The organism is Rudaeicoccus suwonensis (genome assembly GCF_007829035.1).
Lineage (GTDB): Bacteria > Actinomycetota > Actinomycetes > Actinomycetales > Dermatophilaceae > Rudaeicoccus > Rudaeicoccus suwonensis.
The window spans coordinates 468021-492090 of sequence record NZ_VIVQ01000001.1; the positions used below are offsets into that span (position 1 = coordinate 468021).

Here is a 24070-nt window from a genome sequence, read left to right on the forward strand (position 1 = left end):
TCCTTCGGTCAGAAAAAGAGGATGACCGATGCGGTCCCCCCGGAGAAAGTGGCCACGGTCGAGCAGTGCTGACTGGAGTTCCCCTGTGTGGCCGGGATCACGATAGACGTAGTTTCCTTGGGATTACCTGGGAGAACAGGTGCGCCGACCTCCCTTGGCCGGAGAGTTCGGAGCGGCCGCTTCTGCCCGGTGGAGGCGGAACGGCCGCATCGATCATGGGGCCTCAGCGCAGGTATGCCGCGCGGCATACCTGCGCTGAGGCCGTCGTTGTCGAGCCAGGCTGTCGTCGAGCCAGGTCGGTGTCAGCCGACCTCTCCCAGGTTGGTGCCAGGTACCTGCCAGATCGGAGTGCCGTCGTCATCAGCCACGAAGATCGTGCCGGAGCTGGTGTCGAACGCGGTGTTGAGGCTGCCGCCGCCGTTCTTGCTGGACCACTGCAGCTTGCCCGCAGGTGAGATCACCATCAACTGGCCACGCGTGGTCAGTGCGGCGTGGGAGCCGGGGACCTTCGTCTTGCTGTGCCACACGACCTTGCCGTTGACGCTGAAGGCGAGGTCTCCGTTGGTGTACATCGACAGTCGGGTCTGCTGGGTTCCTTCGCCGACCCCGTAGGCCCAGAACTGCAGGAACTGGTTGCTTGGCAGGATGTGGTTTGCGGTGAGTGCCTCGGCGCGCGAGCCGGACTGCCACACCACTGCGCCGGCCGCATTGGTCATGACGATGTTGCCGGAGTTGCTGATCGTGACCTTCTTGCCGCCCTTGCCGGCGGTGTTGCTGTGCCAGATCAACGCACCCGACTGCGCCCGCACCGCCAGATCACCGTTGCAATACAGAGCGAGCATCGTGTCGTCCTCCCAACTCGTCGACCCGTTGAACACGACCCAGGTGGGCAGGGCCAGGTCGCCGTAGTCGGCCGCGTTGGGCAGCCGCAGATCCTGCAGCACCATCGCAGCACCGGGAGTCACCACGAACGCGTAACTCTCGTTGGTGCTGACCAGCAACGGGATCTGTGCCGACGACTTGATGTTGTTGCAGGCGGTGAGTGATGCGGGCGCCTGCGGGATCCCGCCGTCGAATGCCTTTGCCGCGGCAGACAGTCGATGGTGCTCGGCGGCGGAGCGCACGTATGACGATGCCCCGGTGGTCCCGGTCTCGGCGGATGCCGTCGGGGACGCCAGTGCGGCAACGGACAGGGCGGTTGCCACTGCTGTGGCGGACATGAGGGCTTTGAGTTTCAGCGATCGACGGCTGATGCGCATGGTGCGTCCTTCAGGGTTGGGGAAAGGAGGATGACCGATGCGGTTCCCCCGTGTATGACCACCGGTTGATCGCCTTCTCCTCGGAATCCCCATGTGGTCGGGGTCACGATAACCCGCCACCCCTCCTGGGCGCCGCCCATACGTACGTGGTCGCACGACGGGGGCAGATCCGGCCGCGTGACGCGAGGGCGGTGAGGGCAGGAAGAAGCGGCCGCCTCTGCCGTCGAGGAAGAAGCGACCGCGTCGTGCTGTGCCGTGCGCGACGAGCCTTGCGGCATACGTGCGCGTGCGTTTTTTGCCGGTACTACAGGCGAGTGCCGGGCACCCGCCAGATGATGGTGCTGTTCTCGTTCGCCACGACGATCGTGCCGGTGCCCGTGTCGAAGTAGGTGTTGGCACTGCCGTAGCCGTTGTTGCTCGACCACAGCACCGCGCCGGTGGGAGACACGACTGTCAACTGGCCCTTGGCGTTCACCGCCGCGTGCGAGCCGGCGACCTTGGTGTTGCTGTGCCACAGGACCTTGCCGTTGAGGCTGAAGGCAAGATCACCGTTGGTGTACATCGACAGGGCGACCTTCTGAGTCCCCTTCCCGACGGCCTGCTGCCAGTACTGCAAGTACTGGTTGCTCGGCAGGACGGTGTTCGCGACCAATGCCTCCGCGCGAGAGCCGGTCTGCCACACCACGCCGCCGGCGGCATTGGTCATGACCAGGTTGCCGGAGTTGTTGATCGTGATGGTTTTGCCGCCCTTTCCGGCGGTGTTGCTCTGCCAGATCAGGGCTCCGGACTGGGCGCGCACGGCCAGGTCGCCGTTGCAGTAGAACGCGATCATGGTGTTGTCGCTGGCGCTCGCGGTGGGTGAGTAGACAGCCCACGTCGGTACCGGGATGTCGCTGTAGTCACCTGCCGAGGGGAAGTGCAGATGTTGCAGCACAGCTGCGGCACCTGGTAGCGCGAAGAACCCCCAGTTGTTGTTGGTGCTCAACAGATACGGGGTCTGGGCCGCGGCTTGAATGTGATTGCATGCGGTGAGCGTTGACGGCGTGCTGGGCGAGGCGGCAGCCAGCTTCTTCGACGCTGTGGTCACGCGTTGCTGGACGAACGTCGACCGCGTCGACGTCGATCCGCCGGAAGAGTTGGTAGCGGCGAGCGCTATCGGCGACGTGATCGCGGCGGTCGACAAAGCTGCGGCGGCCACGGCGGCGCCGATGAGGGTCTTGAGCTTCAGCCGTTGGGTGACAGTGCGCATGTGCGTGCGTCCTTTGGTCGGCAAGAGACGAGATGAAATGTGAGCTGAGTCCACCTGGGCACCACAGCGAGATCGGTAGGACGGATCTCAGTGTGGTCGGAATCACGATAGTCGGACGTGGCTCCGTCTGGTCGGTCGACCAGGCGCGGAAAGTCGCGAATGCAGCTGATCGTCGAAGATTCGGGTCCGAAAACTTCGAAGCGAAAGCCGAAGCGTGATACGAGTTAGCCAGAATGGCCGTTCGCATGGACAATGATCCGCTGTGAGTAACGAGGCCACGACGGGTCACAAGCGCGCCGGAATGATGACCCTGGCGGTCGGAGCACTGGGTGTGGTCTTCGGCGACATCGGTACCAGCCCGCTGTATGCCCTGCAGACGGTGTTCTCCATCGACCACAACCATGTGCACGCATCCCCGAGCGACGTCTACGGTGTCATTTCACTGGTGTTCTGGTCGATCACGGTCGTGGTGTCGGTGAAGTACGTGCTGTTCATCCTGCGCGCCGACAATGACGGCGAGGGCGGCGTCATGGCCCTTGCGCACCTGACCCGCCAGGTGGTCCGGCCCGGCGGTCGTCGCTTCGTCGTGGTGATGATCCTCGGGGTGCTGGGCGCGTCGCTCTTCTACGGCGACAGCGTGATCACGCCCGCGATCTCGGTCATGTCGGCAATCGAGGGACTCGAGGTGCCGGCGCCGAGCCTGTCGCACTGGGTCGTGCCGCTCGGTGCGATCATCATCGCCGGGCTCTTCCTCGTGCAGAGATTCGGAACAGCCTTGGTCGGCAAGTTCTTCGGGCCGGTGATGATCGTCTGGTTCCTCGTCATCGGCCTGCTCGGCGTTGCCAAGATCGTCCCGCACCCGGCAATCCTCAAGAGCCTGTTGCCTACGTATGCCGTGCAGTTCGTGGTCGATCGACCGATCGTCGCGTTCATCGCGATGGGTGCTGTCGTGCTGGCGATCACCGGAGCCGAAGCGCTGTATGCAGACATGGGCCACTTCGGCAAAGCGCCCATCCGGCGCGCCTGGTTCGGGCTGGTGTTTCCGTGTCTGTCGCTGAACTACCTCGGTCAGGGCGCCCTGATCCTGGACAAGCCGAGCGCGATCAGCAACCCCTTCTTCATCATGGCGCCGGACTGGGCGCAGATCCCGCTGGTCGTCCTGGCCACCGTGGCAACAGTGATCGCATCGCAGGCGGTCATCTCCGGCGCCTACTCGGTGTCGCGGCAAGCGGAGCGGCTGGGCTACCTGCCGAAGCTGACGGTGCGTCACACTTCCGAGAGCGAAGGCGGTCAGATCTACGTCCCAGCCGTCAACTGGGTGCTGTTCGCCGGCGTCATGCTGTTGCTTCTGGTGTTTCGGTCGTCGGATCGGTTGGCGACGGCATACGGTCTGGCAGTGACCGGGACCTTCCTGCTGACCTCGACCTTGTTCCTGGTCTATGCGGAGTCGGCGTGGCACTGGGCTCGCTGGAAGCTCATCCTCGTCGGCGTGATCTTCTTCAGTTTCGAGATCACGTACTTCCTGGCGAACATGACCAAGGTCGTTCACGGCGGTTGGCTGCCGATGCTGATCGCGATCTGCGTCGCGACCTCGATGCTCACCTGGCGGCGCGGCAGTCAGATTGTCACCGAGCGACGCACCGCCAAGGAGGGCCCGCTCAGCGACTTCGTCGACTGGCTGCACACCGCGCCGGTCACTCGCGTGCCGGGCACCTCGGTCTACATGCACCCCTACACGCGCACGGTGCCGCTGGCGCTGCGTGAGAACGTGCTGTTCAACCACGTGATCCACGAAGACGTCTTCATCGTCTCCGCGGTGTCGCACAACGTGCCCCACGTGCCCGACGAGGATCGCGTCGAGGTCGAGGTGCTCGGCGACCCGTATGACGCGATCACTGCCTTGAAGCTGAACTTCGGCTTCCAGGACGATCAGGATGTGCCGCGCGCGCTGCGGCTGGCGGCGGACCAAGGCGTGAACATCGACCCCGACGAGGTCTATTACTTCCTGTCACGCATCACGGTTCACCGCGATCGCGACAAGATCATGCCGCACTGGCGGAAACGACTGTTTCTGGCGATGGCTCACAACGCGGCCAACCCGGCGGAGTATTACCGGCTGCCGGAGCCGCGCACGATCGTCATGGGAGCCCAGGTCAAATTCTGACCAGCGGGCGACGCCGTCGCAGCTATGCGGTGCCCGTGAGGATGAAGCGCAGGCCGTCACGGAGTTTGTCGGTCGCATCCGAGCAACCGCCGGTCGCTGACGCGACAGCTTGCTGAAACAGTGCATCGAGGGTGGCGACCGCCACGTGGGCCGGAATCTCGCGCTGCTCCCCGGCGAGCTCGGCATGGCGTGACATGACTTGCGCGATCAGGTCTTCGATGAGGTTCCCCACCTCGCGAACCGGTCGGCGCAACTCGTGGTCGAACATGCACTGATTGCGTAGGTCGAACCACATCCGATGATGTGCCTGGTTCTCCACGGCGCTCGACGTGACGATTTCGACGGCCGCGCGGACGAGATCGTCTGCTGTTGCCGATGCCGCAAGGATGTCGGCGCACCGGCGGTTGCAGATGACTTTGTATTCGTCGATCCAGTTCATGACCTCGACTTCGCCGATGATTCGGTCGCGGACCACCCTTAGTTGCCTGCCGCTCGAATGTCCGGACAAAGGCAACCGATTGCGCCGGGGACGATCTGCGTCAAGGTGCGACGTGGCCGCCGCGCCGGGATGTCGCGATCGACTGGATTCTGTAGTAGTGGCAAGAGTCAACACAGTGAAGATTATATGCAGGGAGACTTAAACATGTCTTGCGGATCGAAAATGTCATGGTTCACAAAATGCGTTGTCACTCAACCGAATTGACATGCAATTTGTTGCATATAAAACTACGCGCATGTCCTTGGAGAGTGCGATCTTGGTTGCTCTCGCAGAAGAACCTGCGAGCGGCTACGACCTGGCGCGACGTTTCGACACGTCCTACGGATTCTTCTGGAGCGCAACCCATCAGCAGATCTACCGGGTGCTGGCGAAGATGGAGGCGACCGACTTGGTCGCGGTGTCCGTCGAAAGCTCGGAGGGCCGGCCGAATCGGCGAGTGCACCACCTGACCGAGACCGGTCGGCAGCGGATCCTGGAGTGGACCCGCGAGCCCACTCCACCACAGCAGTTACGCAGCGAGTTCGCCGTCAAGGTGCGCGCCATGCCGTTCGGCGATCGGTCGGCCATCGTCGAGGACATCCGTCGGCAGCGACGGGTCTTCCTGCATCAGGCCGGGTTTTTTCGGGAGGCGGAAGCCCTCCACTTTCCGGATGCCACGGCGCTTGGTGACGCCGAGTTGGCGGGGTGGCTGACCCTGCGGGGCGGAATGCGGGTGGCGATGAGCAGAGCCGCGTGGTGCGACGAGATGCTGCTGGCACTGGGCGAACCGACGCCCGACGAACCGGAAGAAACCACGTGACCTTCGACCACCTGACCGCGCCACTCACGATCGGCTCGACCACGTTGCGCAACCGCATCGTTATGGGGTCCATGCACACGGGCTACGAGGATCGCAGCCAGCACTTCGGTCACCTCGCGGACTACTTCGTCGAGCGCGCGGCCGGCGGTGTTGCGATGATGATCACCGGTGGCTTCGCGCCGAATGTCGAGGGGTGGTTACTGCCGGGCGGTTCGATGCTGCGCACGAGCCGCGCCGCTGACAAACACCGCCGCATCACCGATCGAGTGCATGGTCACGACAGTCGAATCCTGTTGCAGATCCTGCATGCCGGTCGCTACGGCTACCACCCACTGGTGCGCTCGGCGGGTGGTCGCAAATCCCCGATCTCACCGTTCCGACCCCGCGCGCTCTCCGGTCGTGGTGTCGAGCGCACGATCTCCGCATTCGTCCGGTCGGCTGTCCTGGCACAGCGCGCCGGGTATGACGGAGTCGAGATCATGGGCTCCGAGGGATACCTGATCAACCAGTTCCTCGCCGCACGGACCAACGACCGCACCGATGCCTGGGGTGGCGATGCCACCCGTCGGATGCGATTCCCGGTCGAGATCGTGCGTCGCATCCGCGCGGAGACCGGCCCCGACTTCATCGTCGACTATCGGATCTCGCTGGTGGACCTGGTGCCTGACGGGCAGACCTGGCCGGAGGTCGTGGAGCTGGCACACCTGCTCACCGGTGCCGGGGTGACGATGTTCAACACCGGCATCGGCTGGCACGAGGCGCGGGTGCCGACCATCGTGACGTCGGTGCCTCGAGCGGCCTTCGCAAACTGGACCGCCCGACTGCGGGCCGAGGTCGAGGTGCCGGTGATGGCCTCGAATCGCATCAACACACCCGAGGTCGCCGAACAGATCCTCGCCGATGGCCAGGCGGACCTGATCTCGATGGCACGGCCGCTGCTGGCCGATCCTCAGTTCGCGCAGAAGGTCGTGCAGAGTCGGGCCGACGAAATCAACACGTGCATCGCCTGCAACCAGGCATGCCTGGACAACACCTTCGCCGGCAAGAAGGTCAGGTGCCTGGTCAACTCTCGTGCCGGTCGCGAGAGGTCGCTCGTGCTCATGCCGGTGCCGTCCGCGCGGCGCAAGCGCATCGCGGTCGTCGGTGCCGGACCGGCCGGTCTGGCCGCCGCGGTCGCCCTCGCCGAGAAGCAGCACGAGGTGACGCTGTTCGAGCGTCGCGAGCACGTCGGTGGTCAGTTCCGTCTCGCGATGCAGGTGCCCGGCAAGGAGGAGTTCGCCGAGACGCTGCGGTACTACCGGCGTCGACTCGACGTACTCGGTGTCGAGCTGCGCCTGGGCACGGAGGCAACGCGAGAGCAGTTGGCGGCATACGACGACGTCGTGGTGGCCACGGGTGTCCGACCGCGCCGCCCGGACATCCCCGGCATCGATCACCCGAGCGTCGTCGCGTATGACGAGCTGCTGCGTGGCGAGGTCGAGGCCGGCCGTCGGGTCGCAGTGATCGGCGCCGGCGGTATCGGTTTCGACGTCAGCGAGTTCCTTGTGGCCGATGCACATCAGAAGCTGCGGGACTGGCAGCGTCAGTGGGGTGTGACCGAGGATCCGGGCGCGGCGGGCGGCCTCACCGGCAAGCAACCGGAGCAGCCGCGTCGACAGGTCTACCTCCTGCAGCGCAAACGTGAGCCGCTCGGCAAGGGCCTGGGTAAGACGACCGGTTGGGTGCATCGTGCCGCGCTCAAGGACGCCCGTGTCGAGATGATCGACGGCGTCACCTATGAGCGGATCGACGATGACGGCCTGCACATCACCGTGCCGGCCGGGCAGGGTCGATCAGCACTGCAAAGGGTCCTGGCCGTCGACACGATCGTCATCTGCGCCGGTCAGGAGTCGGTGCGTGACCTGGTCGACGACACCGACGCCGCTCGACACGTGGTCGGCGGCTCCGACGTGGCCGCCGAACTCGACGCGAAGCGAGCGATTCGCCAGGCGACAGAGTTGGCGGCCCGTCTGTGACGATGCGGGTCTGCGACGCTACCGGCCGTTGAGAGGCTGCCGGCCCGTGCGGTCGCCCGTCGATGAGGCTGTTCGTCAGCGGGGTGTGAATGCCGAGGCGATCTCGCCCTCGACCTGCGCGTAGGCGCTGCCGGCGGAGCCGACGGCGACCCCGATGTCAGTGAGCGTGTTGCGCACCTGTCCCTGAGCGCGCTCCCAGTCGGAGTGCAGGGCGGCATACTGCCCGGCAGCCCTGCCCTTCCAACTGCCCTGCAGCACCTCGAGTTTGCGCGACATCGCCAGCATCAGGGCGTCGATCTCGGCGGCGACTGCGTGGATGTCCTTGCTGTGCAGATCCAGTTGCCCGCTGTCGACGGCGTAGGCGGACGGATCGATCGGGTGTGCCATGGCGTTACCTCCGGTGCGGGCCCGCCTGATGCGGGTCGGTGCAGCGACGTTAGGTAGCCACGTCATACGACCGCAGAACTTGTCCACAGCCGGCGACGGCGACGTCTTCCCACTCAGCCACCGAGTTCGACAGGCAGCGCCTCGGCATGCACGACGGCCAGCGAAGACACCGCGCGGGTCAGCACGACGTACAGGCGACGCAGCCCGGTGCGGCGGTCTGGTTCAGCGGCTGCGATCGCGGCGGGTTCGACGACGATCACGTGGTCGAACTCCAGACCTTTGGCGACGGTCGCCGGAACCAGCTGGACCTGGTGGTCGCTGTCGTCGCCGTGGTTCTGGTCGAGGCGGCCGTGCTCGATGCCGGCGGCCGACAAGGCTCGCGACAGCTGCGCGACCCGCGCATCGGGCAGGATGACACCGATCGACCCCTGCTCGCCTCTGGCCGCGCCGATCTGATCGCGGACGGCGTCGGCGACGGCGTCCGGTCCCTCCACCTGCAGCAGATCCAGGCGGCCGGGATTTTCGCGCACCGAGACCGGCGCTCCGAGTCCCGGCGCCATTGCGGGCAACAGCCGTGCCGCGAAATCGATGACCGACGCCGGCACGCGGAAACCCCGATCGAGCACCTCGAGGTGGTGCTCGGGTTTGCCCAGATGTTGCATCGTCGTGGCCCACGAATCCGTCGCCCAGGGCGTCGTGCCCTGCGCGATGTCACCGAGCACGGTCGCCGACCCGGTCGAGCAGCGTCGGCCCACGGATCGCAGTTGCATCTGCGAGAGGTCCTGCGCCTCGTCGAGCATGACGTGGCCCAGGCTTGGCACCCGCGACAACTGGTCGCCGATCTCGTCGAGCAGCACCAGATCGGCAGCTGACCAGCGTGCGCTGCCCTTGCTGCGAAACGGCTTGTCCCACAACAGCATCGCCTGCTCGTCGGAAGTCAGCTCGTCCGCTGCCGCAGCAGCCAGTAGCTCCGGCGAGGACCACAGGGCGAAGAGCACCGCGGTGGCGTCGATCGTCGGCCACACCGACGCGACATACTTCCGCACCGGCGCGGAGCGCGCGATGGCGTCCTGCACCCGGTCGTCGGGGGAGTCACCGCTGCGTTCCATCCGCAGCAGCACCGCGTGCGCCAGGCGCTGCGGCAGCATGGCCCGGGCTGCGTCATACCGCACCCCGCGGGTGGAAAGTTCGTCCAGAATCTCCTGCACCTCGTATGCCGGGATCCGCCACTTGCGCACGCCGCGAGGGACCACCAGCGGCTCGGTCGCTCGCTGCACGTGCGCCCAGACGGCGCGGTGCATGACCGCGGCCATCCGCGAATCACCCTTGAGCACAGCAAGATCGGCGGTCTCGTCCGCCCGAGCCGGCTTGTCGGACACCAGGTCGGCAGCGGTCGCGTGGTGCACGCGGATCTCACCCAGAGCAGGCAGCACTGCGCTGATGTGGTCGAGGAAGGCGCGGTTGGGGCCGACAACCAGCACGCCGGTCCGGTCGAGGCGCTCGCGGTGGGCGTACAGCAGCCAGGCGGCGCGGTGCAGGCCGACGGCTGTCTTGCCGGTGCCGGGGGCGCCCTGGACGCAGACCGTGGTGCCGACGTCGGCGCGCACGATGAGATCCTGCTCCGGCTGGATGGTCGAGACGATGTCGCGCATCGGGCCGGTGCGCGGGCGCTCGATCTCGTCGGCGAGTATGCCGCTGCGTGGTGTGTCAGGCCGGTCGTCGGTGCCGGTGAGGTCCTCGTCCTCGATGGCGGTCAGCCGCCCGTGGTCGACCCCGAATCTGCGACGGCGCAGCATCCCCATCGGCTCGGTGCGCGAGGCGCGGTAGAACGCGGCAGAGACCGGTGCACGCCAGTCGAGCACCACCGGGTCACCCCCGGCATCGCTGACGTGTCTGCGCCCGATGTAATACGGTTCGCCACCGGTGTGGTCGAGGCGACCGAAGAAGAGCGTCGTGCGTGGGTCGTCCTGCAAGGTGGCGATACGTCGCGCGAGGGTGACCGCCAGGTCGTAGGAGGAGTCGCCGTCGCTGGCCCGCGTGGGGTCCAGCGCCATCGCGGACTCGCGCATGCGGGCCAGCGACGCGCGTGCCGCGGTGAGATAGCGCTGTTCCTGGGCGAGCTCTGCGTCATACGAAACGGTCGGAGGGTCGGAGGCAGACATGACGAAAGAGGCGCCTCTCGGGACGAGTCGTTGGGGGAGAGAGCGAGTCTAGCTCGCATCGATCTTCCTCACGACCATGTCGCAAGAGGCGCCTCTTCGTGTGATCCGGCCCCGTCACAAGCCGGATCCACCCCGTCAGGACCACCAGGCGAGGAGGAAGGCAGTAAACCTGGTGACCCTATGGTCACGATCAGTTGGTGGAGGAGGCCTCACCCAACGTCACCGTGACGTTTAGCTGCTGACCGTTACGAATGATGGTCAGCACAACCTTGGCCCCGACGGGCTCCTCGCGGACGAATCCGATCAGAGCATCGGAGGAAACAACCTGCTGGCCGTTGAACGCCGTCACGACGTCCCCGGCTTTGATCCCGGCCTTCTGGGCCGGGGATCCACTGGCCACGCTGACAATCTTCGCCGCCTGTTGGGTGGCGTTTCCGATCGTCACTGTCGCCGGTTGGGAATCGACGCTCACGCCGATTTCGGAGTGGACGGCTTTCCCGGTTTTGATCAACTGACTGGTGATGTTCTTCACGACCGTTACAGGGATAGCAAAGCCGATACCGATGTTCCCAGACTGAGAGGAACCTAGGGATTGTCCGAGAGTGGCGATGGAGGAGTTGATGCCGATCAACTGCCCGGTTCCGTTGACCAGAGCACCACCGGAGTTGCCCGGATTGATCGCTGCGCTGGTCTGAATGGCATTGGTGGTCGCGGACTCGGTCGCGGCCTGTGAGCTGCTCTCACCAGAGGAGTCAGGAGTGGTCGTGACCGGGCGGTTCAGTGCACTCACGATGCCGGTGGTGACGGTGCCGGACAGGCCGAGCGGGTTACCGACGGCCATCACCGGCTGGCCCACGACGAGCTTGGAGTCGTCCCCGAACGTGATCGGCTTGAGATCGCTGGGCGGGTTCACCAGCCGAACGACGGCCAGGTCGGTGCTGACGTCGGTGCCGACGACCTTCGCGGCATACGTCTCGTTGTTGTTGAGCGTCACGGTGATGGTGGGGTTGGCGCCGGCGCCGGTGACGACGTGGTTGTTGGTGACGATGTTGCCGGCGGCGTCCAGAATCACACCGGATCCCTGGTCACCACTCTGGCCCGCCGTCACGGTGATGGAGACCACGCTCGGCGACACCTTGCTGGCGGTGGCCGCCCAGTTCACCGAGTTGGCGTCGCCCAGGTCGGCCGGATCGGCTTTGACGACCGTGGTGCTGGTGCCGGACGCGCTGGAGGAGTTGTCGTTGTGCGCCAGCGCCCAGGTGCCACCGCTGGCCAGGACAGCGGCGATGATCGCCGCAGCCGGCACCGCGACCCACGAACGTGACCGCCGTGGCGGTGTCGCACCGCCGGTCGTGTCGTATGACGGGTGCGACTGGCTGTGGTGGGCCGTCGCGGGCTGCTGGGCGCCGCCGGCGTACGGCGGGAAGCCGGGCTGTTGCGGACGGGGGCCAGGCTGCTGGCCGAACTGCCCCTGATTGTGCTGGGCGTTGCCAGGGCGCGCGAGGTTCGGGCCCGGCTGACCGTAGCCCGGATAACCACTCTGCGCCGACTGACCCTGGCTGCCCTGGCCGGGTTGCTGTTGCCCGGACTGGCTGGACTGGCCCGGCTGCTGTCCGTAGGGCGGCCGTTGCTGCCCGTACGGCGTTCCCTGATATCCGCCGGTGGACTCCTGGCGAGGCAGCGGTGACGTGGCGTCGGTGTCTCGCGTAGGCAGCTGCCCGGTGGTGTCGGCTCCGGAGGACGGGATGGGGCTCGTACTGTCGGAGTTCCGCGGGGTTGCCTCGTCGCTGCGCCCGTCGGACGGGGTGTGGTCAGACGACATGAATGTGTGTCCCTCCTGAGAAATTCGAACCTGGCGGTGTGCCGTGACGGCGTCACGCCTCAGTCAACGGTGCCGGACTGTTGCACCGCTTCGCCGTCACTGTGGACTTCCTGTGCGCCCGTGGCAAGCTCATCATCCTGGTCTGCGGGCAGCGTCGGGATCTTCAGGACGAAAGTCGCACCACCGCCCGGGGTCTCCTGGACGTGAGCGCTGCCGTGGTGAGCCTCGACGATGGCCGCGACGATCGCCAGGCCCAGGCCGCTGCCGCCGTGCGCGCTGTTGCGTGAGGCATCAGCGCGATAGAAGCGTTCGAAGATGCGCGACCGCAGTTTCTCCGGCACGCCGTCGCCGTGGTCGCGGATGTGCACCTGGCCGCATCCGTCGGCAGTTCCCACCAGCACCTCGATGGGGGAGCGGGCCGGTGTGTAGCGGATGGCGTTGGCCATCAGGTTGGTGATCACCTGGCGCAGCCCGGCCTCGCTGCCGAGCACCGGCGTCGGGCGGACCGCGCCGTCCAGGCCGCGCAGCGTGACAGCGCGGTTGTGGTCGATCGCCTTGGCGTCCTGCACCACGTCGGCGGCGAAGATCGTCAGGTCTACCGGAGCGAACTGCATCTCGGCCTTCTCGGCGTCGGCATGGCGCCGATCCAGCCGGGTGAGCAGGAGGAGGTCGTCGACCATCACCGCCATACGGGTCGCTTCGTCCTCGATGCGCCGCATCGAGGATCGGATGTCCTCCGGGCGGGAGACGGCACCCTGCCGGAAAAGCTCGGCATACCCGCGGACGGTGGCGAGTGGGGTGCGCAACTCGTGCGAGGCGTCGGCGACGAACTGCCGCATCTTCTCCTCCGACGCCTGCCGCACCGCAAAGGAGTCCTCGATCCGCGACAGCATCACGTTGAGCGACTTGGACAGGCTGCCGACTTCGTCCTGTGCGCCACCGGCCGGGACTCGCCGTGTCAGATCACCCTCGGCGATGCTGCGCGCGGTGTCCTCGATCTGGCGCAGGGGACGCAGCGTGCGCCGAACGGCGAACCAGCCCAGCACGGCACATGCCAGCAGGGCCAGCAGGCCGACGCTGAGGATCACCAGCTCCAGATGGCGAACGATGTCGTCGGTGTGTTGCATCGAGACGGCCACGGCATACGTCTGGTCGGACGTGCCGGGTGCGAGCCCGGTGATGACGTGCCATCGGGTGCCGCCGTGCGTGGAACCGACGCTGAAGATCTTGCCACTGCGCACCTGCGGGCTGTTGATCGACAGGCGGGGCAGTTTGGGGCGCAGACCGCCGGGTTGGCCGCGGTTGGCGTCGGAGTACAAGACGTTGCCGGTGGCGTCCTGCAACTGCACGCTGTAGGTGTTGGTCGGAACGTACGAATACGTCGGTATGGCGGTGCCATTGGAATCGATGGCACCCGTGGCCAGCGGCAGGGCAGCGGCCCGCAGCTCGGCGTCCTGTCGTTGGGTGAGGAAGACCCGAACCTGTGCCGTCGCCGCTGCGCCGGTCACCAGCAGAGCGATGGCCAGCAGCGCTACCAGCAGTGCGCTCAGGCGCAACCGCAGCGGCATCGCGTGCAGCTCGCGGTTGGCCCGGCGGAACAGGGACGGCTGGGACGTCACTCGCGCGGCGCGCGCAGGACGTAACCGACGCCCCGCTTGGTGTGGATCAGCGTCGGCAGGTCGTCGATGTCGATCTTGCGACGCAGGTAGGAGATGTAGCTCTCGACGATGCCGGCTTCACCGCGGAAGTCGTAATCCCACACGTGGTCGAGGATCTGCGCCTTCGACAGCACTCGGCCGTTGTTGAGCATGAGATAGCGCAACAGCTTGAACTCGGTCGGTGACACATCGATGACGTGGCCACCACGACGCACCTCGTGCGAGTCCTCGTCGAGCTCGAGGTCGGCGACCTGCACGGTGGATTGGGCGTCGTCCTCGACGTGGGTGCGGCGCAGGACCGCACGGATGCGCGCGACGACCTCTTCGAGGCTGAACGGCTTGGTGACGTAGTCGTCACCGCCGACGGTCAAGCCCTTGACCTTGTCCTCGACGGCATCACGGGCCGTGAGGAAGACGATCGGCACGTCGAAGCCGTTACCGCGCAATTTGCGGGTGACGGTGAAGCCATCCATGTCGGGCAGCATCACATCGAGCACAGCGAGGTCGATCTTGTGCTGGCCGGCGAGCTGGATCGCCTCGTTGCCGTTCGCGGCGGTGTGCACCTCGAAACCGGCGAATTTCAGACTGGTTGCAAGCAATTCGCGGATGTTGGTCTCATCCTCGACCACCAATAGCCGCGCCTCAGGAGAAGTCATGAAGGTCAGCTTCCTCGCAGGAACTGTGAATTTTCTGAATGTCTAATGATATCAAACCGGATCGTGGCTGGACAGCGCTGGGGCGCGCGTTGTGGATGAAGTGCGCGGAGGTTTCGACCAGGATTAATACTTAACTGAGGTAATGAGATAAGCTAAGTACATGACCCCGGACGAACGCCGCACGCTCGCAGCCGACCTGCGCGCGGTGTGTATGCGCATCAGCCGTCGATCCCGCTTCGACAACGCCACCGAGATCGCGCCGCACCAGTTCTCGGTGCTGGCCAAGATCGAGGACGGCGTGACGACGCCGGGCCGACTCGCGCAGATCGAGTGCGTCAGCGCGCCGTCGATGACCCGCACCGTGGGCGACCTGGTCGAGCGCGGCTTGGTGGCTCGTGTCGCCGACACCGACGACCGTCGCGTCGTGCAGCTGAGCACGACGCCCGCTGGTCGCAGCATGCTGCGCAAGGCCCGGGGACAACGGGACGCATGGATGTTGGAACGGCTCAAGGGCCTGAGCGAGGAGGAGTGCGCAGTGTTGGTGGAGGCAAGTCAGATTCTGGGTCGGGTGGTCGCCAGGTGAGCCGTACATTCGCCTCGCTGTCGGTCTTCAACTACCGCGCCTACTTCACCGGCGCGCTGATCTCGAATGTCGGCACCTGGATGGGCCGCACCGCCCAGGACTGGCTGGTGCTGACCCAGCTCACCAATCACAATTCGACCGACCTCGGCATCGTCACCGCGCTGCAGTTCGCGCCCGTGGTCGTGCTGGCGCCGATGGCCGGGGCGCTGACCGACCGATTCTCCAAGCGCAAGGTGCTGTACGGCACCCAGACGGCACTGTTGGTCACCTCCGGGATCCTCGCTGCGCTCGTGGTCGGCGGAGTCGTGCAGCTGTGGCACGTCTATCTGCTGGCGCTGTTGCAGGGCGTGGCGACCGCGTTGGACAACCCCAGCCGTCAGGCGTTCGTGTCTGAGATGGTGCCGCCGGAAAAGCTGTCCAATGCCGTCGGTCTGAACGCCACGTCGTTCAATGCGGCGCGTCTCATCGGCCCCGGCATCGCCGGTCTGATGATCGGCCTGATCGGCACGGGTAAGACGTTGATCTTCAACACGCTGTCCTTCGTCGCCGTGCTGATCGCCCTCAAACTCATGCGCGGCTCCGAGTTGCGCCCGGCTCCCCGGGCCCGCGGCAAGGGAAAGGTCCGCGAAGGTCTGGTCTATGTGCGGCACCGTCCCGATCTGATCCTCGTGATGGCGATGGTCTTCATGCTCGGCACCTTCGGCATGAACTTCCAGATCACGATCGCGCTGATGGCGACCACCGTGTTCCACAAGGGCGCTGCGGAATACGGCCTGCTCGGCTCGATCATGGCAATCGGCTCGCTCGCCGGTGCGCTGATGGCGGCGCGTCGCGAGCGCCCGCGTCTGCGGATCGTGCTCATCGCGCTGGCCGGTTTCACGATCGCTTCGGCGCTCGCGGCGATGGCACCGTCATACCTGTTGTTCGGGGTCTTCCTCATCCCGACGGGACTGTGTGCGATCACGATGATGAACACCTCGAACGCCACGGTGCAGTTGAGTGTCGCGCCGGAGATGCGCGGCCGGGTGATGGCGCTCTACATGGCGATCTTCATGGGTGGCACGCCCATCGGCTCACCGGTGATCGGCTGGATCGGCACGGAGTTCGGTGCCCGCTGGACCATCCTGGTCGGCAGCATCGCCACAGGCATTACGGTTGTCGTCGCCATGATCTATCTGATGCGCCGCCAGGACGTCCACCTGCATGTCGAGCGTCGGCCCGTGCCACATCTGCACGTGTCCTCGCAGCCGGCGACCGGCGTCGAGCCGCAACAAGTCGCATGATGTCCCCGCGGGCGCAGCGATTGATCGTCATCGTTGCGCTGGTCTCGCTCGTCGGAGTGACCGTCTTGTCCTGGCTGATCAACTGAGCAGCTGATCAGCCAGGACGCTCCGGCTGATCAGGTGTTCCGGCTCGCCAGTTCCTGTGCCCGCAGCTGACGTCGGTTCGTGTCGGCCGCGCCGATCACGATCTTGCGCAGCGATGCCGGGGCATCGGCGTTGGTGGCCAGCCACTCGTCCGCCGCCAGAACCACCGGGTTGGAGTCCTCGCCTCCGTCGGCCAGGTCCGCGGCGGGGTACAGCCCGGTCGCCAGCAGCATCGCCATCGTCTGTGACCGGCCGTCCCACCAGGTCCGGACGCCCGCGAAGTATGCCGGTGCCAGGTCGCCCACCTCGTCGTGCGAGGCGTGGCTGAGGGCCTTGACCAGCGCCCGCTGGTGGTCGTTCGTCAGGTCGGTGCCCTCGACCAGTTCGCGCCATACGGCGTGTTTGGAATCGGCGCCACGTTGTGAGGCCACGACGAGCGCGTATGACGTGCGTCCGGTCATCGTGCGGTCCGCGTCGCGTGCGGCGTGGAGTTCGTCCTCGCCCAGCACGCCGAGGTGGGCCAGCGCTGCAAGCAGGTCCCAGCGCAGCTGCGGAGTCACCTCCAGCGACGTGAAGCCGCCGTCCAGGATGCGGCGGAGGAGTCCTTCGGCGCTGCGGTGGGCGTCGCCGAGAACGGCCATCGCCTCGGCCCACGCACGCTGCACCGGAGAGCCGGGGGCAGCGGCGGACAGCCCGCTTCCGGCAACGTCGATCAACCGCTCCGCGAACGGATCACGTTGGCTGGCAGGCAGATACGACGACAGCGCTGCTGCCGACCTGGCGAGGATCATCTCGAGCAGAGCCGCGTCGGATTCCTTCGGAGCCTGCGCGCAGACGATGTCGACGAAGCGGGTGGCGGGTAGTTGCGCGTCACGCACCAGATTCCACAACGACGACCAGACGAGGGCTCGGCTGAGGGTGCTCTCCAGGCTGCTGAGATGCGCCTGCGCCGTGGTGATCGACGTCTCGTCGAGGCGGCAGACGGCATACGTCAGGTCGAGATCATTGACGATCACCAGGTCCGCGCGCGTGCCCTCCGGCAGTGGCACCGGAGTGCGCTCGCCGGCGAGGGTGATCGGCGTGCTCGACACCGGCCGCAGCGTGCCGTCGACGAGGTCGCAGGTGGTGACGACGACCCGGTGCGGGCGCGAGACGGGCTCGCCGGTCATCGCATCGGCGCCGGCCTGGATGACCGCAACCGACACCGCACGACCGTCGCTGGAGCGCTCGACCACCGGCGTCAGGACGGAGGGTCCGGCAGTGTGCAGCCACACGGTGGTCCAGTCGGACAGGTCTGCGCTGGAGGTTTCGCGCAGACAGGCGATCAGGTCGTCGAGTGTCGTGGATCCGAAGGCGTGCCGGCGGAAGTACAACCGTGCTGCCGTGAAGAACTCCTCGCGTCCTGCGTACGCCATCAACTGCTTGATGACCGAAGCACCCTTGGCGTAGGTGATGCCGTCGAAATTCTGGCGGGCCGCCTCCAGGTCAGGCACGTCGGCGACGATCGGGTGGGTCGTCGGCAGTTGGTCCTGCGTGTAGGCCCACTGCTTGCGGTCGAGCGCGAAACTCACCCACGGGCCGTCGAATCCACAGGCCTCGGTGGCCGCGAGGTAGCCCATCAGGTCGGCGAAGGATTCCTTTAACCAGGTGTCATCCCACCACTTCGGCGTCGCGAGGTCGCCGAACCACATGTGCGACATCTCGTGCATGATCACCCCGGCCAGCGACTCGCGCTGCGCCAACGTCGGGGTGCCGCGCAGCAGGAACGAGTTCTCGCTGAAGGTCACCAGGCCAGGGTGTTCCATGGCTCCGATGTTGTATTCGGGGACGAAGACCTGGTCGTACTTGCCCCACGGATAGGGGTAACCGAAAGCTTCGTCGAAGAAGCGCAACCCCTGCTTGGTGATCTCGAAGACGTCTGCGGCGTCGAGGTGTTCGGCCATGCTGGCGCGGCACTGCAGGGCCAGCGGAATGTCTTGCGTGGAGCCGTCGGGTCGCTCGATGCGGCACAGGTCGGTCACCTCGTGGAACGGCCCGGCGGCGACCTCGACGAGGTAGGTGGACATCACCGGAGTCGTCGCGAAATGCACGGTGGACGTCGCATCGTGCTGCTCGACGCTCTCGACCGGTTGATTGCTGCGGACCAACCATGAGCTCGGCGCGGTCACGGTGACGCTGATCGGGGCCTTGAGGTCGGGCTGCTCGAAACAGGCATACGCACGTCGAGCATCGGTCGGCTCGAAGTGCGTGTAGAGATAGGTCGCCTCGTCGACCGGGTCGGTGAAGCGGTGCAATCCCTCGCCGGTGCGGCTGTAGCGGCAGCGCGCCTGGACCGTGACCTCGTTGATGCGCTCGCCGTCGTCGGCCAGACCGCCGAGGGCCAGACGCGCGCCGTCATACGTCGGTGTCTGCTCCTGGCCATTGACGCGCAGGCTCACGATCTCGCTCGCAACCAGATCCAGCCAGGTGACGGGCTGGGAGCTGACGAAGCGAACTGTCGAGGTCGACACGAAGTCACCACGGTCCGCGTCGGCAGCCTCGCTGATGTCGAGGTGCAGGTCGTAGCCGTGCACCTGCAGTGCGGCGCCGCGTGCGGCGCATTCGTCCCGGGTGAGATTCAGATCGGCAGTCACTTGCCTGAGTTAATCACCGTTGTGGTTCAGCCGCTCGGCCACGTAGTCGATGCAGGCGGTGAGCGCTTCGACGTCGTCAGGCTCGACGGCGGGATACATGCCCACGCGTAGCTGGTTGCGGCCGAGCTTGCGATAGGGCTCCACATCGACGATTCCGTTGGCGCGCAACACTTTTGCGATGGCGGCCGCGTCGCAGCCGGTGAAGTCGACGGTGCCGACCACCTGTGACCGGTGCGCCGGATCCGGCACGAAGGGCGTCACGTATGTCGATCGCTCCGCCCATGCATACAGTCGCGAACTGCTGTCGAGTGTCCGGGCGACCGCCCAGTCCAGGCCACCGTTCGCCAGCAGCCATTGCAGTTGGTCGGCCAGCAATGCCAGCGTGACCACGGCAGGAGTGTTGTAGGTCTGGTTCAGGCGCGAATTGTCCACGCAGATCTGCAGATTCAGCACATCCGGGATCCACCGGGTGTTGGTCACCGACGCGATGCGCTCGAGTGCCGCCGGCGACATGGCGGCGAACCACAGACCACCGTCGGAGGCGAGGCCCTTCTGCGGGGCGAAGTAGTAGATGTCGCTCTCGCGCAGGTCGACCGGCAGGCCGGCAGCGGCGGAGGTCGCGTCGACCAACATCAGCGCATCCGGGTCGACACCGGCGATTCGCTTCACCGACGTCATTGCGCCGGTCGAGGTTTCGTTCTGGGCGTAGCCATAGGTGTCGGCGCCGTCGACCGCGTGCAGGCTCGGCACGGTGCCAGCCGCAGCCTCGATGACAACCGGCTCGCCGAGGAACGGTGCTCGCCGCACGACGGAGGCGAACTTGCCGCCGAACTCGCCGCACACGCCGAAGGCTGCCCGGTCGCGGATCACGCTGAAGGCCGCAGCGTCCCAGAAGGCGTTCGATCCGCCCATGCCCACGACGAATTCATACCCGTCGGGAAGCGCGAACAGCGTGCCAAGGTCCGAAAGGACCTGCGCGACAAGGGTTTTCACCGGTGCTTGACGGTGGGAGGTTCCGATCACGGTCCGGCCGATGTCCTGCAGGCCGGCCAGTTGCTCCGGTCGGACCTTGCTCGGACCGGACCCGAATCTGCCGTCGGCCGGTTTGAGTGATCCGGGGATGGTGATCTGGTCAGTCACAGTGGTCAAGTCTGCCAGCGGTAGCGTCGAAGCCGTGGAACCGATCAAGCGCTGGGACTACGACGGAGACGGCCTGGACGAGTCGGCGCTGCCGACTGCGCCGTGGCCGGTGATCGAGCGGTGGGTCACCGATGCCCGCCGCCGGCAGGATGCCGAGGGCGACGTGCCGGAGCCGGATGCCATCTCGGTCGCGACCGCGGACGCCGACGGTCAGCCGCATGTCCGCACCGTCCTCATGCGCTACCTCGAGGCTGACGGCCCCGGCTTCTACACCAACTTCGGAAGTCGCAAAGGCCTTGACCTGCAAGCGAATCCGCAGATCGCTGCGGCGCTGACCTGGCCGCCGATGTTTCGTGCGATCCGATTTACCGGGCGTGCCGTGCGCCTCGACCGTGGCATCGTGACCGAGTACTTCCAGTCGCGCCCGTACGGCTCGCGCGTCGGGGCGTGGGCCTCGCACCAGTCGCAGAGCGCGCCGGATCGCAGCGCTCTGGAGTCGTCGGTCGCGGCATACGAACAGACATTTCCGGACCACGACCGGCCGGACGACGTGCCGCTGCCGGACTTCTGGGGCGGCTATCGCATCGAGTGCGACGAGGTGGAGTTCTGGGCCGGGCGGGCCAGCAGGCTGCACGACCGGCTGGTGTTCGTCCGGACCGCGGCAGGGGATCTCGCCGACGGTTCGGTATGGCGCATCGAGCGTCGCCAGCCCTGAGCCACCGCTGGGCCTGAGGCGGTCGGCATACACGCCGGGTGGGCAGGGGACAGCCCGTGGGCTCCGGCCTGAGAGGCCGGGTGCGCGATGGACGAGTCGCGCGCCCACGGGCCGCGGTGGCTGCGTTGGAGTAGCTACCGAACGTCCGCTACGTCGGTCCACCGGAGGTGGTCGCCGACGAACTGCGAGGTCGCGCTAGCGCGCAACCACCTCACGCGTCCAATATGAACTCACTGTTGGACCACCTCCTTTCTCGTGTGCGTCCACGCTAAAACTCCGTGCGCGCGTGTGCAACGGTTTTTGGGGCGGGTCGCGTCGAGCGGGGCCGCATGCCGGGAGACGGCCTGCGACATACACATCAGGTCGGTGGCGTCACGAGATGAGAAACGGCCGGCGCCTAAGGGGACATGCGCCGACCGTTCCGAGCTGGCACAAAGGCCTGCTCACCCCTTCGCAAGCGAAGGTTCGAGACGCTGCGTACACAGGGGGAGGGGTTCGCAGCGTCTGACCGTGCAACGACCGGCGCGAACCGGACATTCCCCCTGTGCCCGGAAATGACCTGTGGGTTCTGCTGGATGGTGTGCTGTCGGCCCGAAGTGGCAGGCTTACCTTTTGTGAGCGAGCTTATCGATACCACCGAGATGTACCTCCGCACGATCTTCGACCTGGAGGAAGAGGGCATCCCGGCCCTCCGCGCCCGCATTGCCGAGCGTCTCGGCCATTCCGGTCCGACGGTTTCGCAGACCGTGGCGCGGATGGAGCGCGACGGCTTGCTGACTCTGGCGGGGGATCGGCATCTGGAACTCAGCGACAAGGGTCGGCAATTGGCGATCCGCGTCATGCGCAAGCACCGGCTCGCCGAGCGGCTGCTGGTCGATGTGATCGGCGTCGAGCTCGAGTTTGCTCACGACGAGGCATGCCGGTGGGAGCACGTGATGAGCGAGCGTGTCGAGCGCAAGATCCTGGATCTGCTCACCGAGCACCACCTGTCGCCGTACGGGAACCCCATCCCGGGGCTGGAGGAGTTGGGCGAAGCCGAGACGATGGAGAAGTTCCGCGACGGGGTCCGGCCGATCACCGAGGCGCTGACCGGCGAGGCTCAGGAGTTCATCGTCCGTCGCATCGGCGAACCTGCCCAGGCGGATGCGGACGCCATCATCCTGCTGTCCAGCGGGGGCATCGCTCCTGGTGTGGCTGTGAGTGCGTATGCCGAGCGCGATCGCGTCATCGTGACCGCGCGCAGCGGCCACGGCGTCTCGCTGCCGCGGGATGTCGCGTCGCATGTCTTCGTCGAAGCGGACTGACGGGAACGTCTGGATCCCCGGAATCGCGGCGTTCTTGGGGCCTTCCTTCCAATTTCCTGAGGGTTTCGTGACCTCGCTGTGACATTCGCGATCGAGTTGTGTACCTTTGACCCTGGCTCTCCGACCGGAGAGCCCCCGGAGGGCAACGCCGAGTCCTGCCAGCCGTTCCGGGAGTGCGAAATCCGCAAGGCAGGAGCGGGGGACCCAACACCGGGCGGCCAGTGGTCGTCCTTGGGGCTAAGTCGCGACGCAGCATCACGGGGATTGCTGTGCCGAGACCGGGAATTCTCCTCCCGAGCCCGACAGCTCACCTCGTAGGCGCCGGAGAGGTATCTCGTTGTCCGTCATTGCCCCCCGCGGTCGTCACCGCGCCCCGAGCAAGCTTTCGACCACCTTGAACTCCACAGCTCGCGTCTCCGCAGCCGTTGCTGTGACCGGTGGTCTCGTCGCATCCATCGCCGCCCCGCAGGCCGCTCAGGCCGCTGACGGAGTCGCCACGATCACGGCGGCTCCCGCAGCTCACTCCGTGCCCCAGGCCACCCAGGCGCGTCAGCTCTTGGCCGAGATCGTCAAGGCTGACCCGCAGCTGAGCGCGAACGTCAAGGCCAAGTCGCTCGTCGTGCAGACAGCCCAGGTGCGCCCCCGCACCTCATCGGTGAGCACGGTCTCCTTGACCAGCGGGTCCGGTTACCAGAGTCCTGTGCAGACCAACCCGAAGCAGACGCTCCCGGCCGCGACCGGCATCGTCGCGATCGCTGAGCGGTACCTCGGCACGCCGTACGTCTACGGTGGCGAAAGCCCGTCCGGTTTCGACTGCTCGGGTCTGACCCAGTACGTGTATGCGCAGGCCGGCATCTCCATTCCCCGCACCGCCACCGCCCAGATGGACGCTGCGACCCTGGTGAGCACCCCGCAGCCAGGCGACTTGGTGTTCTTCGGCAGCGGCTCGTACGCCTACCACGTCGGTATCTACATCGGTAACGGCATGATGATCGCCGCTCCGCGCCCGGGCACCGTCGTGCAGATCCAGTCGATCTACACGACTCCCGTGGCCTACGGCCGCTTCTGAGCCGAGACGCTTTAACGCTTTTCCACGACCACGCTCCGCGGCCGGAACTCCCGGTTGCGGAGCGTGGTCGTTCACGTGGTGGCGCTCGACCCGAATGCCACCGGCATACACCCCGCAGACAAGGACTCGTTCGTGACACTCTCTGAGACTGTGCTCGACCCCGCGCGTCGCCCTCACCTCGTCGCCGATCTGGTGGGCGTCGTCGATGCCGAGGTGAAGGACAAGAAGGGGCTGGGCGGTATGGCGATCAAAGGTGCCTACGCGGCGGTTCGGAAGGTCAGTCCCACCATCGCAGAGACCGCAACCGACCGGATGCTGCCAGATTTCGCCGTTGCGCTCGACCCGTTCTGGGTCGACTTCGGTGGGGCTGGCGACTTCGGTGCCTATCTGGCGGGTCGCGGCGACGAGGTGGCGGATGCGCTGCTCGCCGTGACTGACCGTCGTGCGGCTGCGACTGACCGCGCGCCGCTGCAGAAGGCCTATGGAAGCGTGCGCGGCAAGGCCCACGAAAACGTCAAGGCGGCGTTGCCGCGACTGGGCGCGACCTTCCAGCGGTACGCCGGCTGAGCCGCTGCGATGCACGCGAGCC

19 protein-coding genes and 1 riboswitch are annotated in these 24070 nt (G+C 66.2%); of the genes, 9 read left to right on the forward strand and 10 right to left on the reverse strand.

What is annotated here, in order from left to right; genetic code table 11:
• Window positions 1–302: 302 nt before the first annotated feature.
• Both BKA23_RS02240 and BKA23_RS02245 read right to left on the reverse strand, forming a co-directional pair.
• Window positions 303–1259: a hypothetical protein gene (locus BKA23_RS02240; protein WP_170226332.1), complete on the reverse strand. Its 957-nt coding sequence runs from the start codon at window positions 1257–1259 to the stop codon at window positions 303–305.
• A gap of 304 nt (window positions 1260–1563) precedes the next feature.
• Entirely contained in the window at window positions 1564–2508 is a 945-nt protein-coding gene (locus BKA23_RS02245) for a hypothetical protein (RefSeq protein ID WP_145225095.1), read from the reverse strand.
• Between the two features lie 262 nt (window positions 2509–2770).
• Between BKA23_RS02245 and BKA23_RS02250 the strand changes: the two genes are divergently transcribed.
• Complete coding sequence (locus tag BKA23_RS02250) at window positions 2771–4672, forward strand: potassium transporter Kup (protein WP_246104410.1); 1902 nt, start codon at window positions 2771–2773, stop codon at window positions 4670–4672.
• A gap of 22 nt (window positions 4673–4694) precedes the next feature.
• Here BKA23_RS02250 and BKA23_RS02255 read toward each other — a convergent pair whose 3' ends face one another.
• The gene (locus BKA23_RS02255) at window positions 4695–5147 is read right to left on the reverse strand and encodes a hypothetical protein (RefSeq protein ID WP_170226333.1); all 453 of its coding nucleotides are present in this window, start codon (window positions 5145–5147) and stop codon (window positions 4695–4697) included.
• A gap of 259 nt (window positions 5148–5406) precedes the next feature.
• On the opposite strand from BKA23_RS02255, the gene BKA23_RS02260 reads away from it, so the two are divergent.
• Together BKA23_RS02260 and BKA23_RS02265 are read left to right on the forward strand one after the other, a co-directional pair.
• Window positions 5407–5970, forward strand: coding sequence for a PadR family transcriptional regulator (locus BKA23_RS02260; protein ID WP_145225099.1), 564 nt, complete (start codon window positions 5407–5409; stop codon window positions 5968–5970).
• Complete coding sequence (locus BKA23_RS02265) at window positions 5967–7985, forward strand: NADPH-dependent 2,4-dienoyl-CoA reductase (protein ID WP_145225101.1); 2019 nt, start codon at window positions 5967–5969, stop codon at window positions 7983–7985. Before BKA23_RS02260 ends, BKA23_RS02265 begins: the two co-directional genes overlap by 4 nt.
• A gap of 75 nt (window positions 7986–8060) precedes the next feature.
• On the opposite strand, the gene BKA23_RS02270 is transcribed toward BKA23_RS02265, so the two are convergent.
• The 5 genes from BKA23_RS02270 to BKA23_RS02290 all read right to left on the reverse strand — a co-directional run bounded on the left by BKA23_RS02270 (window position 8061) and on the right by BKA23_RS02290 (window position 14670).
• Complete coding sequence (locus BKA23_RS02270) at window positions 8061–8372, reverse strand: WXG100 family type VII secretion target (RefSeq protein ID WP_170226334.1); 312 nt, start codon at window positions 8370–8372, stop codon at window positions 8061–8063.
• Window positions 8373–8485: 113 nt separating this feature from the next.
• A complete protein-coding gene (locus tag BKA23_RS02275; protein ID WP_145225105.1) occupies window positions 8486–10534 on the reverse strand; it encodes a HelD family protein in 2049 nt (682 codons plus the stop codon).
• A 190-nt stretch (window positions 10535–10724) separates the two neighbouring features.
• A complete protein-coding gene (locus tag BKA23_RS02280) occupies window positions 10725–12356 on the reverse strand; it encodes a S1C family serine protease (protein WP_145225107.1) in 1632 nt (543 codons plus the stop codon).
• A 59-nt stretch (window positions 12357–12415) separates the two neighbouring features.
• A complete protein-coding gene (locus tag BKA23_RS02285) occupies window positions 12416–13975 on the reverse strand; it encodes a sensor histidine kinase (protein ID WP_246104411.1) in 1560 nt (519 codons plus the stop codon).
• Entirely contained in the window at window positions 13972–14670 is a 699-nt protein-coding gene (locus BKA23_RS02290) for a response regulator transcription factor (RefSeq protein WP_145225109.1), read from the reverse strand. Before BKA23_RS02290 ends, BKA23_RS02285 begins: the two co-directional genes overlap by 4 nt.
• Window positions 14671–14830: 160 nt before the next feature.
• On the opposite strand from BKA23_RS02290, the gene BKA23_RS02295 reads away from it, so the two are divergent.
• Together BKA23_RS02295 and BKA23_RS02300 are read left to right on the forward strand one after the other, a co-directional pair.
• Complete coding sequence (locus tag BKA23_RS02295) at window positions 14831–15253, forward strand: MarR family winged helix-turn-helix transcriptional regulator (protein WP_211841570.1); 423 nt, start codon at window positions 14831–14833, stop codon at window positions 15251–15253.
• Complete coding sequence (locus BKA23_RS02300) at window positions 15250–16536, forward strand: MFS transporter (RefSeq protein ID WP_145225111.1); 1287 nt, start codon at window positions 15250–15252, stop codon at window positions 16534–16536. Before BKA23_RS02295 ends, BKA23_RS02300 begins: the two co-directional genes overlap by 4 nt.
• A gap of 116 nt (window positions 16537–16652) precedes the next feature.
• On the opposite strand, the gene pepN is transcribed toward BKA23_RS02300, so the two are convergent.
• The gene (gene pepN / locus BKA23_RS02305) at window positions 16653–19253 is read right to left on the reverse strand and encodes an aminopeptidase N (protein ID WP_145225113.1); all 2601 of its coding nucleotides are present in this window, start codon (window positions 19251–19253) and stop codon (window positions 16653–16655) included.
• Window positions 19254–19262: 9 nt separating this feature from the next.
• The gene (gene serC / locus BKA23_RS02310; protein WP_145225115.1) at window positions 19263–20393 is read right to left on the reverse strand and encodes a phosphoserine transaminase; all 1131 of its coding nucleotides are present in this window, start codon (window positions 20391–20393) and stop codon (window positions 19263–19265) included.
• A 34-nt stretch (window positions 20394–20427) separates the two neighbouring features.
• On the opposite strand from serC, the gene pdxH reads away from it, so the two are divergent.
• The 4 genes from pdxH (at window position 20428) to BKA23_RS02330 (ending at window position 24048) form a co-directional block, all read left to right on the forward strand.
• Window positions 20428–21108, forward strand: coding sequence for a pyridoxamine 5'-phosphate oxidase (gene pdxH, locus BKA23_RS02315; protein WP_246104412.1), 681 nt, complete (start codon window positions 20428–20430; stop codon window positions 21106–21108).
• Between the two features lie 614 nt (window positions 21109–21722).
• Entirely contained in the window at window positions 21723–22412 is a 690-nt protein-coding gene (locus BKA23_RS02320; protein WP_145225118.1) for an iron-dependent transcriptional repressor DtxR, read from the forward strand.
• 164 nt (window positions 22413–22576) lie between these two features.
• A riboswitch (cyclic di-AMP (ydaO/yuaA leader) is annotated at window positions 22577–22748 on the forward strand.
• 58 nt (window positions 22749–22806) lie between these two features.
• A complete protein-coding gene (locus BKA23_RS02325; RefSeq protein ID WP_170226335.1) occupies window positions 22807–23481 on the forward strand; it encodes a C40 family peptidase in 675 nt (224 codons plus the stop codon).
• A 132-nt stretch (window positions 23482–23613) separates the two neighbouring features.
• Window positions 23614–24048 (forward strand): DUF6918 family protein, encoded by a 435-nt coding sequence (locus tag BKA23_RS02330; protein ID WP_145225122.1) that lies wholly within the window; start codon window positions 23614–23616, stop codon window positions 24046–24048.
• The last annotated feature ends 22 nt before the right edge of the window (window positions 24049–24070 follow it).

What these genes read in the sequence shown, in the direction of transcription:
- BKA23_RS02240 (WP_170226332.1), bottom strand. Translation starts at nt 1,259, where the DNA reads ATGCGCATCAGCCGTCGATCGCTGAAACTCAAAGCCCTCATGTCCGCC.
- BKA23_RS02245 (WP_145225095.1), bottom strand. Translation starts at nt 2,508, where the DNA reads ATGCGCACTGTCACCCAACGGCTGAAGCTCAAGACCCTCATCGGCGCC.
- BKA23_RS02260 (WP_145225099.1), top strand. Translation starts at nt 5,407, where the DNA reads ATGTCCTTGGAGAGTGCGATCTTGGTTGCTCTCGCAGAAGAACCTGCG.
- BKA23_RS02270 (WP_170226334.1), bottom strand. Translation starts at nt 8,372, where the DNA reads ATGGCACACCCGATCGATCCGTCCGCCTACGCCGTCGACAGCGGGCAA.
- BKA23_RS02275 (WP_145225105.1), bottom strand. Translation starts at nt 10,534, where the DNA reads ATGTCTGCCTCCGACCCTCCGACCGTTTCGTATGACGCAGAGCTCGCC.
- BKA23_RS02280 (WP_145225107.1), bottom strand. Translation starts at nt 12,356, where the DNA reads ATGTCGTCTGACCACACCCCGTCCGACGGGCGCAGCGACGAGGCAACC.
- BKA23_RS02290 (WP_145225109.1), bottom strand. Translation starts at nt 14,670, where the DNA reads ATGACTTCTCCTGAGGCGCGGCTATTGGTGGTCGAGGATGAGACCAAC.
- BKA23_RS02295 (WP_211841570.1), top strand. Translation starts at nt 14,831, where the DNA reads ATGACCCCGGACGAACGCCGCACGCTCGCAGCCGACCTGCGCGCGGTG.